The organism is Maridesulfovibrio spiralis (SeqCode) (assembly GCF_048571135.1).
Classification (GTDB): Bacteria; Desulfobacterota; Desulfovibrionia; order Desulfovibrionales; family Desulfovibrionaceae; genus Maridesulfovibrio; species Maridesulfovibrio spiralis.
This window is the reverse complement of sequence record NZ_CP182344.1, coordinates 2,783,625-2,800,670: the sequence shown is the minus strand read 5'-3', so window position 1 is coordinate 2,800,670 and position 17,046 is coordinate 2,783,625. Positions and strand designations below refer to the sequence as shown.

General features: G+C 49.4%; 12 protein-coding genes. 2 read left to right on the top strand and 10 right to left on the bottom strand.

Translation table 11 applies throughout. The features are described 5' to 3' along the window. Positions 1-26: 26 nt before the first annotated feature. From ACNI29_RS12580 to ACNI29_RS12565, 4 genes are all read right to left on the bottom strand, one after another. Positions 27-1,019 (bottom strand): DHH family phosphoesterase, encoded by a 993-nt coding sequence (locus tag ACNI29_RS12580; RefSeq protein WP_419778719.1) that lies wholly within the window; start codon positions 1,017-1,019, stop codon positions 27-29. 2 nt (positions 1,020-1,021) lie between these two features. Continuing rightward, positions 1,022-1,528, bottom strand: a complete 507-nt coding sequence (locus tag ACNI29_RS12575) for a bifunctional adenosylcobinamide kinase/adenosylcobinamide-phosphate guanylyltransferase (protein ID WP_419778718.1) — start codon at positions 1,526-1,528, stop codon at positions 1,022-1,024. A gap of 99 nt (positions 1,529-1,627) precedes the next feature. Continuing rightward, positions 1,628-2,389, bottom strand: coding sequence for a cobamide remodeling phosphodiesterase CbiR (cbiR, locus tag ACNI29_RS12570; RefSeq protein WP_419778717.1), 762 nt, complete (start codon positions 2,387-2,389; stop codon positions 1,628-1,630). Between the two features lie 338 nt (positions 2,390-2,727). After that, positions 2,728-5,838, bottom strand: a complete 3,111-nt coding sequence (locus tag ACNI29_RS12565) for a UvrD-helicase domain-containing protein (protein WP_419778716.1) — start codon at positions 5,836-5,838, stop codon at positions 2,728-2,730. A gap of 209 nt (positions 5,839-6,047) precedes the next feature. Between ACNI29_RS12565 and ACNI29_RS12560 the strand changes: the two genes are divergently transcribed. Next, a complete protein-coding gene (locus ACNI29_RS12560) occupies positions 6,048-7,859 on the top strand; it encodes a hypothetical protein (RefSeq protein ID WP_419778715.1) in 1,812 nt (603 codons plus the stop codon). Positions 7,860-8,016: 157 nt separating this feature from the next. Here the strand turns inward: ACNI29_RS12560 and ACNI29_RS12555 are convergent, their stop codons facing one another. The 6 genes from ACNI29_RS12555 to ACNI29_RS12530 all read right to left on the bottom strand — a co-directional run bounded on the left by ACNI29_RS12555 (position 8,017) and on the right by ACNI29_RS12530 (position 15,098). Continuing rightward, a complete protein-coding gene (locus tag ACNI29_RS12555) occupies positions 8,017-8,577 on the bottom strand; it encodes a flavin reductase family protein (RefSeq protein ID WP_419778714.1) in 561 nt (186 codons plus the stop codon). A gap of 70 nt (positions 8,578-8,647) precedes the next feature. Further along, positions 8,648-9,502: a zinc transporter ZupT gene (gene zupT / locus ACNI29_RS12550; RefSeq protein ID WP_419778713.1), complete on the bottom strand. Its 855-nt coding sequence runs from the start codon at positions 9,500-9,502 to the stop codon at positions 8,648-8,650. Between the two features lie 14 nt (positions 9,503-9,516). Further along, positions 9,517-10,302 (bottom strand): hypothetical protein, encoded by a 786-nt coding sequence (locus ACNI29_RS12545; protein ID WP_419778712.1) that lies wholly within the window; start codon positions 10,300-10,302, stop codon positions 9,517-9,519. Between the two features lies 1 nt (position 10,303). Next, on the bottom strand, positions 10,304-12,289 hold the full coding sequence (locus ACNI29_RS12540) for a monovalent cation:proton antiporter family protein (protein WP_419778711.1): 1,986 nt from the start codon (positions 12,287-12,289) through the stop codon (positions 10,304-10,306). A gap of 14 nt (positions 12,290-12,303) precedes the next feature. Continuing rightward, on the bottom strand, positions 12,304-12,651 hold the full coding sequence (locus tag ACNI29_RS12535; RefSeq protein WP_419778710.1) for a TraR/DksA family transcriptional regulator: 348 nt from the start codon (positions 12,649-12,651) through the stop codon (positions 12,304-12,306). 125 nt (positions 12,652-12,776) lie between these two features. Continuing rightward, complete coding sequence (locus ACNI29_RS12530) at positions 12,777-15,098, bottom strand: methyl-accepting chemotaxis protein (RefSeq protein WP_419778709.1); 2,322 nt, start codon at positions 15,096-15,098, stop codon at positions 12,777-12,779. A gap of 238 nt (positions 15,099-15,336) precedes the next feature. On the opposite strand from ACNI29_RS12530, the gene ettA reads away from it, so the two are divergent. Further along, positions 15,337-17,019, top strand: coding sequence for an energy-dependent translational throttle protein EttA (ettA, locus tag ACNI29_RS12525; protein ID WP_419778708.1), 1,683 nt, complete (start codon positions 15,337-15,339; stop codon positions 17,017-17,019). Positions 17,020-17,046: the final 27 nt, after the last annotated feature.

Below are 17,046 nucleotides of genomic sequence, written 5' to 3'. Positions count from 1 at the left end.
CTGCAATGAAGTGATTTGGAAAGGGATCAGATGCGTTTGACCGTCTTTTTCCCTCTGGTCAATTTTTTGAGTACAAAGGATTCCGGGTCAGCACCTTCAAGGGCGTCCAGCTTGATCTCAGCCCGCGCAGCAGCCTTGTGCCCGCCTGCGGAACCGATTTCATTAAAAAGCTTGGCTGCCATTTTACCCATATCCTTGCGCATGCCGTCGCCACGGAAGATGACCACGAGGGTATCTTCATAGATGCCGGAAACAACATCCCACGAAACGCCGTGAACGCGCATAAGAAAATCAGCGAGAATAACCAGTGTGTCAGGGTTCTCCACTTTACCGATATGGGAAAACAGGCCGAGACCGATACGGCGTAGATTGTAAAAAGCGCGGGAAAAATAGCGCAGCCAATCAGGATGTATTTCACTGCGGGTGATGCGCTTGATGAGGTCCATATCCGCATACTTAGTCAAGTATCTGAAAGCCTTGACGTCGTCGTCAATAAAAGGACGCTCAAAACTCTGGGTATCGGTTTTGATACCGTAGAGCAACGCGGTGGCCAACAGTTTGGCAGGGCGGATTTTCAGGTTGTAGAGATATTCGGTCATCATGGTGCAGTTGGCAGCGTATTTAGGACGGATATCCACATACTCCGCATCTGCATACGGTTCCGCCGGAAGCGGATGATGGTCGATTATCACGGAAAATTTCAAATCCTCAAAATCAGGATGATGATGAGGCTGAGAATCAAGGATAGCGAACTTGTCATACTGCGCCACTAGGGTCGGAATCATCCGCTGGGCCGGAATACGCAGGTAGTGAATCATAGCTAGGTTGTCGAGGCGTTTGACCTCGTTGATGTGGGCGATACCCACTTCAGCAACCCTGCGTCCGATTATGCGTTTAAAGGCCATTGCCGAAGCAAGGGAATCCGGATCGGCATTTACCACTACCAGCCAGCGCTCATCCTTATTGCAAAGGGCGAGCAAATCCTGAAGCTGATCTTCAAGCTGTTTAAAATAAGCCATAGTTACTTCTTCAGGGTAAGGGGCAACCCTGCGGCCACAAGATAAACTTCATCTGCGATTGCAGCCATTGTACGGTTGAGTGATCCGAGGCTTCGAACGAAGCTGCGGATTTCACGGGTCATTGCAAGAGGACCAAGGCCCACCTCACATGACACCAAAACAACATCCGGCCCTTTCCATTCAGATAAAAGCCGGACAACCTCCCCGATATGCTGTTCTCCGTCCGCTACTTCGGAGCAGGAAAACAACCAAAAATCCAGACTGTCCACCAGCAGGTGGTCATACCCTTCTCTAGCCTTAAGCAGCACTGCTTGCAAGTCCGCCCCTGCCTCAAGAACAGGGATAGACGGATCACGTTCTATCCGGTGGGTCATGATCTGCTGCCGGAAAGCCATGTCGCGGGCTTTACCGGTGGCGATAAAACATTTTCGTCCGGAATATTCTGCAAAAAGGTCGAGGGCGTAGTCTGATTTTCCCGACTTATTACCCCCCAGCACAAATGTAATCAAGATTTCTCCTAGTACATGAATACAAAAGAACGGGAAAACTATCTTTACGTACTCTATTTATCCTATGAACTGCAACCACAAGAAAAATTTCACAAGCTATTACTTAAACTTTTCCAAAATACAATAATCACTCAACAATTGCAGTGACTTAAAAAAATATTCTTCATCGAAGACCTCAACATTAACCACACCGTCTTTATTCAGCATCCCAAGTAAAGCACCCATGATTTCAAGACCTTCAACATCCAGATGATCAAGGCCCAAATGTTTTCCCTTCGGCCCGGGGGCATTGAGGTGCAGCATGCTGACCCTGCCTTCAAGAAACGGATCACGCAGAAGGTCATGCTGTGCGTAAGCCAGTATGTGGCCGAGATCAAGGCATATCTTCATCCCGCACTCAGCGATGGTTTCGGTCAATCCAAGCAAAGAATTATCTTTAATGTTCTCAAATAGAAATTCTTCTGCGGTAGCTCCACTCCGGGCTATGACATCCGCAAAATCACGGATCAACCCTGCTGCCTGCGGTCCTGCTGCGGGTGGATGAATGATATGCGATTTCGGCTCTAAGTGCGCCGCTTTGTCTATAAGGGCCAACACAATCTCAGCCACCCGCTCCCCGCCTTCATTCCACGGCAGATCAAGTGGGTGGTGGATATGAAAGGATAATCCACATTCTGACAGATCCTGCGGCAGATCATCATAAGTATAGGCGAGACATGACTTTGTTTCAAAAAAAAGCAACGCCACCTCATCAACCTTACCGGACAAAAAACGACAATTCTCGGCAACAGTTCCGGGAATAACCCATGAAGGGCTCGCTAATTGAAAAGAAGACTCAATACCATTCAAAAAATTGGACATTTTTGCCGACCTGTATTCATAAAAACTATAATCAACACACTACTCACATTTCTAACAAGCCGTACTGCAAACCATTTCTATTAACGGTATAAGTATTGCTTAAATAAAAGCATATTTAATTTTGTCGGGAGAATAAAAAAATGAAACGAGTCAGGAATTTTTTCCAGCATCACTTCAACCCGTTGCATATCTTCTGTCGGCTCCGCGGCGCAGGTTTAAGCGCCATGGCAGCCAGAAGAATGTCAATGGTATATGAGAAGGTAGTTTACAAGGTTTTTTTACTCTAATTAAAACCGCATACCACTATTACTCAACACGCACGGAACGGGAAGGAACGCCTACATATCCAGCAGGCTGATCTTCTTCTCCTTCTGAACCTTTCGTGCAACCATCGCCGACTTCTTCACGCCGTCCGGCAGATTCTTCAGAAAACGAGAAACAGGCAACATCAGGGTACGCCCATAGAGCGGCCTTTTTACAGCATGGGACAGGTAAAGATTTTTACGGGCGCGGGTCATCCCAACATAAAGCAGCCTGCACTCCTCTTCAGTGTCCCCCTGCACAAGAGGACCGTCCCCGGAAATTTTTCCGGTCAGGATATCCGGTCCCGCAAAAGGAACAATGCCGTCATCAAGTCCGGCAAGAAATACGGCTTCAAATTCCAAACCTTTTGCCGCATGCATGGACATGATACGAACCTTCTCGGCCCTGCTGCGCACCTGATCCAAATCATTCTGCATGTGAATCCAGTTCAACAGACCGGACCAGCCTCCGTTTTCCTTGTACCCTTTAATCATATCCCGGAAGGGTTTGCTCTCCCAGAAAAGCGGATCAAAGGGAGGCATATCGGTCAAGTATGCGGAAAGCCCCAGCGGTCCCTGAGCAATTATTTTTTCAGGCACTTCCGGAGCTTCATCGTCAGCATCCTCAGCAAAACCGAGCATCCTGCGCGCAGCCGCCAGCAGCACCTCCACCCGAGGGTCATGCCAGAAAGACTCACTTTCCGGCACACTGCATGGAATTCCCTGCCGCTTGAGCATGGATTCTATGGGACCGATCAGACCTTTGAAACGGACCAGCACCGCAATATCACCGGGACTCAAAGTCCCGACTTCGCCCGCATCCACGAGACTGTGGCTTGTAGCACCGATAAGCTGCTTGATGCGCTCCCCGATCCATGAGGCTTCGCGGTTGCTGTCTGGAGCGGAAAAAAGATGTATTTCGGAATCAAATTTCCTATGTGCTTTCAACTTGGGCGGATTCGCCAAGACAGAGGCCGAAGCATCAAGAATTTCCTGCGCTGAACGGTAGTTGTCTTCCAGTGTAACCTGAATCAAATTTTCCCAGAACGCGCGGAATCGGTTAGCCACATCCCCGGCAGCACCACGAAATCCGTAAATTGACTGATCCGGGTCACCGATGGCGAAAAGACCTTCTCCTTCCTCACCTGCCAGACGGTGTATGATTGCCAGCTGCAGCGGGGACAGATCCTGCACCTCATCCAACAGCACATGGGTAAAAGTACGCACGTATTTGTCCGACTTAAGTTCTGAAAGCCAGAATTCCAGCAGGTCAGTATAGTCCACCAGGTTAAACTGGTCCTTCTGGCGGGTGTAGTTAGCCAGAATTTCAGCAGGACCTTCGCTGAACGGTTCCAAAGTCTCACGGCACAGGCTGATGGATTCCCAGGCAGACTTAAGCTTACCACCATTCAGTTCAGGGTTGGCGCGGGCAAAAACACGACGCGCTGTTTCCTCATTTAAAATAATCGGATCATGATCAAAGGCCGAAACCCAGTATTCAAGGGCCAATGCATGCAAAGTGTCGGCACGGGGCAGGACTTCGTCCTCACCGAGCATGTCCTTCATGCGCTCATTCATTTCCTCGGCTGCCTTGCGGGTAAAGGTCAGCGAGAGGATACGGCGAGCGCGGGTCCCGCGTTCCAGCAAAAATTTAATACGCCCCATAAGGGTCTGAGTTTTGCCCGTGCCCGGTCCGGCAATAACCAGTACCGGCTCCGGCCCGGCTTCAATTGCATTTTTCTGCGCATCATTGAAACGAACCACACAGGACTCTTCATCCTCCTTGACCTCAGAAACCTTAAGCACTTCTGCCTCAGGCACGGCATCATCAAGATCGCCTTTTGGTTTGCGGACCACCATCAACTTTACGCCATTGACGATCTCATCGCGTTCCTGTGCGGAAAAAACAGAAATTGTTCCGTACTGCCCGTCAAACCCGGGATTGCGGATAACCTGTCCCTCACGCATACGGCGGATACCTTCGGCAAGATGGACATTGTGCCGTTTCAGATCCTCAACCGGAGCCTGCTGCAGAATAGTGAATTCTGAACCGAATTCCTTAATCAGCGGGGCGTAGACACTAAGCACCTTCTTGGTCTTCGGTCCGGTTCCCACAACTTCGGAAATAAGTTCCTTAAGCGGAACCAGCGAATCAAAACCGGGCTGTCCCTTGGGCTGTTGCGGTTCTTCGCGGTCGGCAAGTTCCATGATCCGCGAGTACACGCCCATGGTCAAAGGTTTGCCGCAGACCGGGCAGATTCCGCCACGCATCTTGGATTCATGCGGATCAAGCATGATTCCGCATTTGCGGTGGCCGTCCATATGATATTTTCCCTCTTCGGGGAAGAATTCGATGGTTCCCATGAATTTATGGCCCAGCCCTTCACCACGCAGAGCGCGGTAAATTCCTTCATAAGACATGGCCCCGCTGAAAATATTGGCTTCGCGTCCGAGGTTTTCGCCGGAGTGGGCATCAGAGTTGGATACCATGCGATATTTATCTAGAGCAGAAATATATGAGTTCATTTCCGGATCGGAAGAAAGTCCGGTTTCCATTGCGAAAATTTCAGAGGCGAGGTCGCCGTAACATTCCTCTACAGAATCAAAGCCTGATTTTGCACCGAAGAGAGAAAACCACGGGGTCCAGATGTGTGCGGGGATGAGAAAAGCTTTGTCGTGGGTTTCAAGGACGATTTCGAGAAGATCTTTACTGTCTAGGCCGAGGATTGGCCGTCCGTCCGAATTGAGATTGCCGATGGTATCAAGCTTGGCGTTGAATTTTTTCACCGACTCAAGATCGGGCATGTAGACTAGATTGTGGACTTTACGTGTTTTGCCGTATTTTTTGTAGATGGAGCTGATTTCGGTCTGGAGCAAAAATCGGGTCTGCCCGGCAAAAGGCCCTTCCACCCAGTCGATGGCATCCTCCAGCCCCTGCGGCTCACGCAGGTACAGCAGACCGGAGCCGTCCTCTACCAATTGATCCTCTATCTCGGCCACCCATTCCGGATGGGTAAAATCCCCCGTGCCGATGACGTCAATACCTTTAACCCTCGCCCATGCAGCCAGAAGACGCGGGTCCAAAGCTTTACTGGTGGCACGTGAAAATCTGGAGTGGATATGCAGGTCGGCTATAAATCTTTCCATGGTCTACCGTTCTTCCCCGTCTTGATCATTTATTGATCAACTTATCTATCAACACAACACAACATCCTGTCATAGCTGTATTTTATCATATCATCATCTAATCATCACAACCCTTTCAAGGCTTACAAAGGACACTACATGCAGCCTCAATAGATTGCAAGACACGGCCTGCTTTGGTAGGGAGTTTTAACAAAAAAAATGGAGATCATGTGAGAAACGCTACTATCTATGACATTTGTGATGGGCCGATTTTAAATGCTGCTAATCCCACAGTGCCCGGTAAGAATTTACAGAAACTCTACAAAAAACTTTTCGGCAACCCGCTCTTTAAACATTTTATTCTGCGCTGGTGCAGCCATCCGGCAATTTTCCCGAGCAAGATAGGCCAATACCAACAGATGATGGAAGCGGCCATGCAGGCCACCTATGAAAACTGGCAGGATAAGGAATGGATTGAAACCACCTTTGCGCCGCTTGCCGGCCTGCTGGACAGAATTCAGGACCCCCAGTGGCGTATCCGTGAGAAAGCCGACACCCAGCCCCCGCGCATGCGCGAAGCCGAAGTAAATAAAGTATTGGATGCTGTCCTTTCCGACATCATCCGGGTCTGGGATAAGAATCCCAAAGACCCCTTTTTCCCGGTTTCCGCACAGGTGATCATGCCCGGTGATTCCATCTGCGACGGTGAGAATTTCATGAACATCATGACCGGGCTGGGATCATACGAATTTCAGAACATCAACCTGCTCTTCGGTCTTATGCGCTGCTTCCTGCATTCCAATCCTTTAGCCCTGAAAATCTTCCGCCGCCCGTGGAAAGGCATTGCCGAACCACTTTCCATGCGTGTTTCATGGATCACCCACCGTACCGGATTTTACGACGATATTTTCTGGGAGCAGATCTACAATCTCTACATTCTGGAAGAGCTGCCCAAAGCAGAGCAGGAAAAGCTTAAGGAAATGCTGGAATCCATCCTCCATTTCCTGATCGTGACCAGCATGGAATGGCTGAATACACCCAGCTCCGGCATCAAGCATCCGGCGATCACCTGCCTGCCCAAAGACGGCAACGGCCAGCCGCTGTGCAACCTCAAACCCCGCGACTGGAAAGCCAAAAAAGAACTGGGCTTTGACGATTACGTACCAGATGTGGACACGACTTTTCTCGCGCTGGCCATGTCCCGCAAATGGCTGGACCTCGTAAAAGAGAAAAATCTGCCCGCTAATCAGGAACTGCTGCGTGCTGCCGAAGCATTTCTGGATTTCCCGTGGGTGGAGATCATCAATGAATATCAGATCGGCGGCGGAAACAAGACCAATCCGCCGACCATAACCATGACCCGTCCGCTGGACTATTTCGGTTCCGTGCCGCTCTGGTTCGACAAGCCGTTCAAAAAGCACAACGAAGACGGTCGCATTGTGCGCGAAACGCTGGGTAATGAAATCTGCCCCGGACACAACATGGATATATTTGAGTCCATCCTCGCCAACCGCTACCAGTGGAACGCACTGGAAGGTGAAAATCTGGCAACCCTGCAAAGATTTCTGACTTTCCATCACAATGCTTTCATAAGCGGCAATTTCAAGCAGGACAGCGCGGTACGTTTCTATCTGCCTGAAATCTACGTCAGCTATGCCGGACGCCTTTACGACACTTGGCTGACCATCCCTGAGGATGAAAGAAAGCTCATCGACCCGAACGGCAAAGTTGAGCAGATTAGGGCCGCAGCAATGCACTACTGCGCATACGACATGCTCGGCGCGACCCTTAACCCCTTTGACGCATCGCTCGCCGTAGCGACACTCTGCCTGCTGCGTTACCCCAACCGCGGGGACGGGCTAATCGAAAGGGGCATAAAAGTTTTACACGACCACCTCGGCGAAGGCTGCTTCAAGCATCCCTTCAAAGCCTACGAATGGACCATGGTCCGCCATCCTACAAGGATCATTGTCGGAAGTGAGGTTACGACTTCGCTCTTCGCCATGAATGCCCTGGCCTGCTACAAACATTATATGAAGTAAGAATGCCTCCGGCGGCCCTTTCGGGGAAGTCTACCGACGGTCCCTCCGGGGGCTTAAAACCTTTTATTAGGCTTCGCCGGAATTACTGGACCACAAAAAAAGATCGCAATCTTTCTGACAAGATTGCGATCTTTTTTTTTACTTTAAATACTCTGTATTATTTCAATTTCTTCCCGTCGTGCCAGGCTCGCCCGACACAATCCCCGACTCCCCAATAGCGGTTATCGGGCATGGTCAGGGTGATAGGATTCACCTTCTTGATATCCGGTGCGTCATCGGTGAGCACATCTTCGTCGCACCATGTGGCAACAACTTCACCGACAAAAAGTGTATCGTTCGGCAGTTCCATTGAATCAAATACCTTGCATTCGATTGCCACCGGGCATTTGCTGATCACCGGGGCATTCTGCAACAACCCTGCCTGCACTTCAAAAAGAGCCGACTTATCCAGCTTGTTACCGGACACAAGGCCCACGAAATCCGTAACCTCGACCATATCAACCGAAGGCACGTTCACACTGAATTCTCCGCTGGCTTTGATTGCCAGATTGGAGAAATGACGCTTGCCCACGGAAATCATCATCAATGACGGATTGTAATTGACCCGTGAGACCCAAGCCAGTGCCATAAAATTATTACGCCCTTCATGACGTGTACCCAGAATCGTCTGGGGCATCGGCAGGGTAAAACCCTGAATACCTATATTTTTCTTAGCCATTATGAACTCCTGTATGAAAAGTCAGCAGGGCTTAACAATCCCACAAAATCAAATTGATTACCACCGGATTCTACAAAAATAACAACAAAGACAGAGCCATCACAGCCATACCGCTGACCAACCCGTAGATAGACAGATGATGTTCCCCGTACTCTTCAGCTGCGGGCAAAAGCTCATCAAGTGAGATAAAAACCATAATCCCGGCAACTCCGGCAAAAATGATACCGAATACTGTCTCAGACATGAACGGCATCAGCAACAGATAACCTACGGTTGCGCCAACAGGTTCTGCCAGACCGGACAGGAAAGAGTAGATAAAGGCTTTTTTCTTATCCCCGGTGGCATAGTAGATGGGCACGGAAACAGCGATACCTTCGGGAATGTTGTGAATGGCGATAGCAACGGCAATTGCAATACCAAGGCTGGGATCACTAAGCGCGGCAGTGAAGGTAGCCAGTCCTTCAGGAAAGTTGTGAATACCGATTGCCAGCGCGGCCATTGTACCCATGCGGAAAAGCTTGCGCTTGCCCAGATCGCTCTCAAGAGCGCCTGACTCTGCGACCCCGGAACCCTGCTCAAAATTATCAGGATTCATCTCTTCGATACGATGCATTTCGTGCGGGTTTTCGTAGGAAGGAACCAGCTTATCGATAAGGGCAATGAGAGCAATGCCCCCGAAGAACGCAATCACCGCTGTCCATGTCCCCGCGACTTCCCCCATATCAGCCTGCAGGGCCTCTTTGGCTTTGACCATAATCTCCATGAAAGAGACATAAATCATCACCCCGGCAGAGAATCCCAGAGACAGAGACAAGAACTGGGGATTGGTGCGCTTGGCAAAAAAAGCCAGCGCAGAGCCGATTCCGGTTGATAGCCCGGCAAAAACTGTCAGACCGAAGGCGAATAACACATTATCAGCAAACATATTTCCCCTGCCTTTTAGAGTTTCAACGGTGCTTCAATGATCAGAATCTTGCGCGGTCCCAGATCTGTATCAGGATTGGCCTTGATAACAGCTTCAAGATTTGCGGGATTCAAAATATCAACCTTGTTGACCCCGCTTTTTCTTGTGGCATGGCAAAGCCAGACATGACCTTTCCCATCAGGGACAATTACACCCACATGATAATGAAGTAATTTGTAATTTTTGAATTTTATGGGTTTGTTCATGGAGAAAAGATAAACATGGCCCGGGGTCATCTGTGTGATTACGTCCGCCCATGCCGTGCGGTCGCTGAGTCCAAAACCACGCAGGCTCATACCGTCGTTTTCTTCAATTACCGCAGTTTCGCCGAAGGGTAACACTGCCCTGCGCTGAAATCCCTCGGTGATGTTGAGGATGAGATCATAACCGAAATCCCAGTCCTGACCGTAAGGGGAATCCGGACCACTGTCCGCAAGGCGGTCAATGATGGTATCGGAAAGATAATAGTTGCGGCTGAAAAAATAACGCGAAGCTGCCACGGTAAAGCCGCTGCAGTTCAGCCCCGGCTTTTCCAACATGGTTTCCGGCTGGGCAAAAAGGGTAAATTTTCCGTTATGATTGATGGCTGCATCCCCACGGTAAGGGATACCTTCGAAATAGCTGAGTACATCCACAGGACCGGGACAGTAACGGGGAGCAGTGCCAATCCCCTCAGGATCGGGAATACTGTTTTTGGCACAGCCGGACACCATGGCTGCCAGCAGGATCAAAAAAACGATATAAACTCTTCTACCAATCATATTAAACCTCTTTAAGCTCACATTTCGGAGGTGTGGCAAGACACCTGAATCTTTCAATATTATCACGTCCGCCAAGGACACCTACAATGTCTCCGGCCATAAATTTAAAAGCTCCGTCTGGATTCTGAATAAAATGATCCTCTCGTAGAACACCGGCTACAGAGACTCCGGTTACTGTACGTATCTTACTTCCGGCAAGGGAACGGTCCACAATCTCAGCATCAGGATCAACTTCAACCCAGTTCAGGTTGATGGATTCCGCTGCCCTGCTAAGCCGTGAAAGTTGTGCTGCTTTAGGATAGTTGAGTTCCACGTCAGTGGTATACCTTTCCCGGCGCATGGAATCCATTACATTCTGAATTTCCACCGGAGGCATACAAAAATTAAACAGGGTCTGGCGGACCATCTCCAATCCGGTCTCGAACTCAGGCATAATGATATGATGCACGCCCAGTTTGTTGAGAACCTCCAGATGTTCCGGGTTACGGGAAAGAGCAACAACAGGACATTGCGGAGCCATATGATAGACCTTCTCCAACACGGAATTGGAACCGCGCACTGAAGGGATGGTCAATAGAACCATGCGCGCACGGGATATGCGGGCGGCTTCAAGAACTATCTCCTGTCCGGCATCACCGTAAATTACAGCCCTTCCGGCATCTGCAGCCTCTTCAACCTTATTGGCATTAAGTTCTACCACAACATTAGGAATATCTATCTCCCGCAGTGACTCGGAAACATATGAACCAAACCGCCCGTATCCGAGAATAACCACATGGCCGTCCAGTTCACTTTCCGGCAGGTTGACAGTCTGCAGGGGGTCGGTCTTGCTCCGGCTGCGTAACATGGAATAAATAGGCCCCGTACATGACGCCATAACCGGAGTGAGCAGCATGGTCACGATTCCTACTCCCATGAAAAGCGGAAAATATTCTCTGGGAAAGGAACCTGATTCCGTCCCCTGCTGCAAGAGCAGAAAAGAAAGCTCACCGACCTGAAACATCCCGAACCCCAATGCTAACGGAATGATGTTGCGGTAACGGAAAAGAAAGGCCATGGAACCGAAAACAAGCCCTTTACCGATAAGAATGGCCACAGCCAAAATTAAAATGGTCCCGATGTGGTCCCAAAGGTAAAAAGGATCAATAAGCATACCCACGGACGCAAAGAAGATAAGACTGAAAATATCGCGCAAGGGCAGGATATCGCTCAAAGCCTGATACGCGTAACGTGATTCACTGAGCACCATCCCGGCCACAAAAGCACCGAAAGCAAATGAAAGTCCGAGAGAGTGGGTTGCATAGCCGACTCCCAGACCGATAGCACTGCAGGAAAGCATAAACATTTCCCGGGAATTCCAGCCGGCTACGATCCGCATGAATCCGGGGATAACCCGTGAGCCGAGCATGAACATAGAAACAAGAAAAAGTACCGTCTTGACCCCTGCATAGGCTAGTTCCTGCATGCCGAAGGACTCTGAGCCCAACTGGGGCATGATGATCAGCATAGGCACGATGGCAATATCCTGCACGACCAACATTCCCAGCATAACCCGGCTGGAAAGGGTTCCGACCAACCCTTTGCTCTCAAGTGTTTTAAGCACAACCATGGTACTGGAAAGCGCGATAAAAGCCCCGAACCATGTTGAAAGATGAGAATCCCAGCCCATGAACTGTCCAACAGTCCAACCGAAAGCCATGGTCAGGACAATCTGCAGTGGCGTGCCTATCAGAGCCACATGACGCACAGGTTTGAGTTCCTTGATAGAAAACTCGATGCCAAGGGTAAACAACAGCAGAGCCACCCCGATTTCCGCCAGCAACTCAATTTCATGAACACCGGAGATAGTGATTCCACCGGTATAGGGACCGACCAGCACCCCGGCAACAATATAACCAAGCAACAAGGGCTGACGCATCATACGGGCAACAAGGCCGCCCAGCATACCCGCTACAATAATAATGACCAGATCAGAAGCAATTCCCACAACCAGTCCCCCGCTTATTCACCTAAGTGCTCGGCGCAATGCACACAGTATCTACTTTCAGGCAAAGCAAGCAGCCGCACAAGGGGGATGTCCTCCCCACACTCTTCACATTCACCGAAAAATGATTCTTTTTCCAGACGGTTCAGGGCATCTTCAAGATTAAGAATCCTCTGCCTAGACTGGGCGATGGAACTTTTGTTGATCCCCTGGTTAAGCATTGTATCAAGCCGAGAGAGTCTGCCTATAGCCGCGTCAGGCTTGACAGGATCAACTGTCTCTTCCAGTGCTCTTACCTGCTTGGTAAGGTTTGCAATTTCAGTTTTAATTTTATTTTTAAGTTCTTCTTTTTGCTTATCATTCATAATTTTCTCCATTAATCGCCCGATCTTAACTCTGCCCAGTTCTGCTGGCAAGATGAATTAAAAAAAGAAATCCTCCTTCGCTCAGGATTAGCGAAGGAGGATTTGCAAATTGTTAGTAGACGGTCCTACTTATCGGGCTGAATATCCTCAATAACGCGATTAAGGTTTGAGGCCATTCCGGACACTTCCTGCACAGCATTGGCGGATTCACTCATTACCTGTGAAGTCTCAAGTGAAATCCTGCTGATATCCTCTGTAGCCCGGTTAATTTCCTCACTGGTTGCGGACTGCTGCTCAGCCGCTGTAGCAATGGCCCGGACCTGATCCGAAGCATTAACCACCAGCTTTACGATCTCAGCCAGAGTCTGACCGGATTCATTAGCTAACTCACTACTGCGTTGAGCGGAATCAGCAGCATCCTCAGTAGCGGAGATATTCTTTTTGGTCATATTTTGAATCTTGGTAATGGCATTTCCGACTTCTCCGGTAGCAGACATGGTATTTTCGGCCAGCTTGCGAACTTCATCGGCAACCACTGCGAACCCGCGCCCGGCCTCCCCGGCCCTTGCGGCTTCAATAGCGGCATTAAGGGCCAGCAGGTTGGTCTGATCGGCAATATCGTTGATAACACCGAGTACGTTACCTATTTCAGTAGCTTCCACACCAAGCTGCTCCATAGATTCCTTGAGAGCATCAGCCTGCGAACGAACCCCGTCAGCAGACTCAATCATCTGCTGAACCAGCTTTTCACCGTTCTGGGCCTTATCGCGGGCAGAATCGGCATCTTCAGCAGCCAAACCGGCATTCTGGGCGACTTCCAACACGGTAGCGTTCATTTCTTCCATGGCAGTAGAAGTTTCAGCTACGCGGTCTCGCTGCTCCTGAGCACCACGGTTGGACTGCTCAATCTGGGCGGAAAGCTCTTCCGCAGCACTGGAGAGAGATTGTGAAATCTGCTCCGCATCAGCGGCGGCAACGGTTATACGCTCATTCTGTTTTTCAATGGCAAGCCCCTGCTGCCTGATTTCTGTCATATCGATGATTACAGTAACAGCGCCAAGCATGTTCATATCCATGTCAGTGAACGGAGTTGAAGAAACAAGCACATGCTTCAAATTACCTTTCAAGGATGTATATTCCATCTCCTTCTCAATCATTGAATTCTGTTTGATCGATTCATGGGACATAGTCTTATGGGAAGGATCACCAAAGAAGAATTCACTGGCAGATCGACCGACTAATTCATCCGGAGTTTGACTGCTGTCTACGACGTCACATGCTTGTTGGTTAACCCAGAGGACATTATTGTCAGGATCAACAATTGCGCACGGAACAGTAAGACCGTTGAGCACTCCTTCTGAAAAACCAAGCTTATTCTTAAGCTCTGCGACCATGGTATTGATCTTGTCTGCAAGAGTCTCAAACTCGTACCTGTAATTACCATGCAATTCAGCTTTAAGATTACCTTTAGCAACTTCAGTTGAAAATTCGAGGATATTTTCCACCGGAAGCAGGACCAGCTTCCTGAGGATAAAAACCATCACTGCGCTTAACAGCAATACAACCACCGCACCGCCGGCTAAAAGCACATTCCGCTGGTAAGTTGCCGCTGCGGTCAAATCATCCTCATAAGCACTGACTACAATAGCCCATCCTGTTTGGGGCATTGTTTTAAAAACCATATACTTATTACGTCCTTCCCACTTATACGCAGTTCCGCCTTCTTTTTTGGAAAGAACAGTTTGGGTGAAATCATATTTGGAAATATCTTTCAGGTAGAGTTTTTTATTAACAGCATGGGCAATAACCCGGCCTTTGTTATCCAACATGAAACTGTAGCCGTCTTTACCAATGCGAAAAGGATCAATAAAATTCTTTGTAAATTTTTCCCATTTTGGAAAAATACCGATACCGCCAACAATCTTGCCGGAAGAGTCCCGCACAGCATGGGCAATTGCATAAATCATAATCCCGCCGCCGCTCTTGGAGATAAGGATATTGTCCTGAATATAAAAATCGGTACCGGAAAGAATTTTTTTAACATATCCACGGGAAGAACGGTCCGCCCCGGCCATATCCTTACCCTTGGCATTAAATCCGGCCACAACCTTGCCTTTGGCATCAAAGACAAAAGCCGCCCAGTATGCATCGGAAGACTCCATGACCCCCTTCATCTGGCGGGAGGCTGGGGCGCTATTACCTTCTATGAGAGCTTCGTGGGCAGGCTGACCATTGGCAATCAATTTTACCACATCTGATGTCTGGTCAATATAAAGTTCAAGGGCTTTTTCAGACTGGTCAACCATGGAACTCATAGCATTCTTCTGTTCCTTAAAAACAGCATGGTAAGTACTGTCTGCAACCCACCAGACACCAATGGAAACGGTGATCGTAATCAGAACAAAAATAAGTACAGCAACAACAGAATTAATACTTTTAACCCGCATAAACACACTTCCCAACATTAAAGGTTAGTGAAAAGCACCACCTGCTTTAATCACACCTAGTCAGTATTTATCACAAACTCCCCACAACAGACAATCAGTAATCCATTGTTAATTGCCATACTTGATATCGGATAATATCCCAAAAAATTTACAGCTCCACTCAACCATTGCCTGAGAACGTTTTTTCTGCCACAAGTGGGAAACGCAAAAGCGAATAGCAACCAAAGAGGTAATACATATGAGTAACGAACCTGATAAGATCATATATTCAATGGTCCGGGTAAGTAAGTACTACGACAAGAAACCCATTCTTAAAGATATTTCCCTTTCATATTTTTACGGGGCAAAAATCGGCGTGCTGGGCCTGAACGGTTCCGGTAAAAGTTCGCTCCTGAAAATTCTGGCCGGAGTCGATGACAGTTTCGAGGGCGAAACCCACATTTCCCCCGGCTACACCATCGGTTACCTTGAGCAGGAACCGCTGGTTGATGAGACCCGCACTGTTCGTGAAGTAGTTGAAGAAGGTGCAGCAGACGTGGTTGCACTCGTTAATGAATTCAACGAAATCAACGCACAGTTTGCAGAGCCGATGGAACCTGAAGAAATGGACGCCCTGCTTGAGCGTCAGGCCTCGGTGCAGGAAAAAATGGACGCCTGCGGAGCGTGGGATCTCGATTCACGCCTCGAAATGGCTATGGACGCCCTGCGCTGCCCCCCCGGCGACACTCCTGTTTCTGTAATCTCCGGTGGTGAAAAACGCCGCGTGGCACTCTGCCGCCTGCTGCTTCAAGAGCCGGACATCCTGCTTCTCGACGAACCCACCAACCACCTTGACGCTGAATCCGTTGCATGGCTGGAAAGACACCTCCAGAACTACGCCGGAACAATCATCGCAGTAACCCACGACCGTTACTTCCTTGATAATGTAGCCGGGTGGATTTTGGAACTGGATCGTGGCCGGGGCATTCCCTGGAAAGGGAACTACTCTTCCTGGCTGGAGCAGAAAGAAAAACGTCTGGCCAACGAAGCCAAGTCCGACGATAAACGCCGCAAAACCCTCGCCCGCGAGCTGGAATGGATCCGCATGTCCCCCAAGGGCAGACGTTCCAAAAGCAAGGCCCGTATCAGTGCGTACGAATCCCTCGCCAACCAGCAGTCCGATGAGTACTCACGCGAGCTGGAACTTTACATCCCGCCGGGACCGCGACTCGGCAAGCAGGTAATCGAACTCAAAGGCGTGCATAAGCAAGCCGGAGACAAGCTGCTGCTCGAAAACACCAACTTCATTATTCCCGCCGGGGCAATTGTCGGTATCATCGGTCCCAACGGTGCCGGTAAAACCACCATGTTCAAAATGATCAGCGGGCAGGAACAGCCGGATAAGGGTGAAGTTGTCATCGGCGAAACCGTACAGGTAACCCATGTTGACCAGCACCGCGACGCTCTTGATCCTGAAAAATCCGTTTACGACGTAATTTCCGGGGGCAATGAATTCGTTAAGCTCGGCGACCGTGAAATCAACGCCCGAGCCTATGTCGGTAAATTCAACCTGACCGGCTCCGAGCAGCAGAAAAAATGCAAGGTTCTCTCCGGTGGTGAGCGCAACAGGGTCCATCTCGCGCTCATGCTTCAGGAAGGCGGCAACGTACTCCTGCTTGACGAACCGACAAACGACCTTGACGTCAACACCATGCGTGCCCTTGAAGAAGGCCTGAACAACTTCGGCGGCTGCGTACTGGTTATCTCTCACGACCGCTGGTTCCTTGACCGCATCGCTACCCACATTCTCGCATTTGAAGGCGACTCCTCAGTATACTGGTATGAAGGTTCATACTCCGAATACGAAGAAGACCGCAAAAAGAGACTCGGTAAAGACGCTGACCAGCCTCACCGCATCAAATACAGAAAGCTCACCAGATAAAAACAAAAAGGGGAAGAAAGCATGCTT

What these genes read in the sequence shown, in the direction of transcription:
- ACNI29_RS12535 (WP_419778710.1), bottom strand. Translation starts at nt 12,651, where the DNA reads ATGAATGATAAGCAAAAAGAAGAACTTAAAAATAAAATTAAAACTGAA.
- ACNI29_RS12565 (WP_419778716.1), bottom strand. Translation starts at nt 5,838, where the DNA reads ATGGAAAGATTTATAGCCGACCTGCATATCCACTCCAGATTTTCACGT.
- cbiR (WP_419778717.1), bottom strand. Translation starts at nt 2,389, where the DNA reads ATGTCCAATTTTTTGAATGGTATTGAGTCTTCTTTTCAATTAGCGAGC.
- ACNI29_RS12555 (WP_419778714.1), bottom strand. Translation starts at nt 8,577, where the DNA reads ATGGCTAAGAAAAATATAGGTATTCAGGGTTTTACCCTGCCGATGCCC.
- ettA (WP_419778708.1), top strand. Translation starts at nt 15,337, where the DNA reads ATGAGTAACGAACCTGATAAGATCATATATTCAATGGTCCGGGTAAGT.
- zupT (WP_419778713.1), bottom strand. Translation starts at nt 9,502, where the DNA reads ATGTTTGCTGATAATGTGTTATTCGCCTTCGGTCTGACAGTTTTTGCC.
- ACNI29_RS12545 (WP_419778712.1), bottom strand. Translation starts at nt 10,302, where the DNA reads ATGATTGGTAGAAGAGTTTATATCGTTTTTTTGATCCTGCTGGCAGCC.
- ACNI29_RS12580 (WP_419778719.1), bottom strand. Translation starts at nt 1,019, where the DNA reads ATGGCTTATTTTAAACAGCTTGAAGATCAGCTTCAGGATTTGCTCGCC.
- ACNI29_RS12530 (WP_419778709.1), bottom strand. Translation starts at nt 15,098, where the DNA reads ATGCGGGTTAAAAGTATTAATTCTGTTGTTGCTGTACTTATTTTTGTT.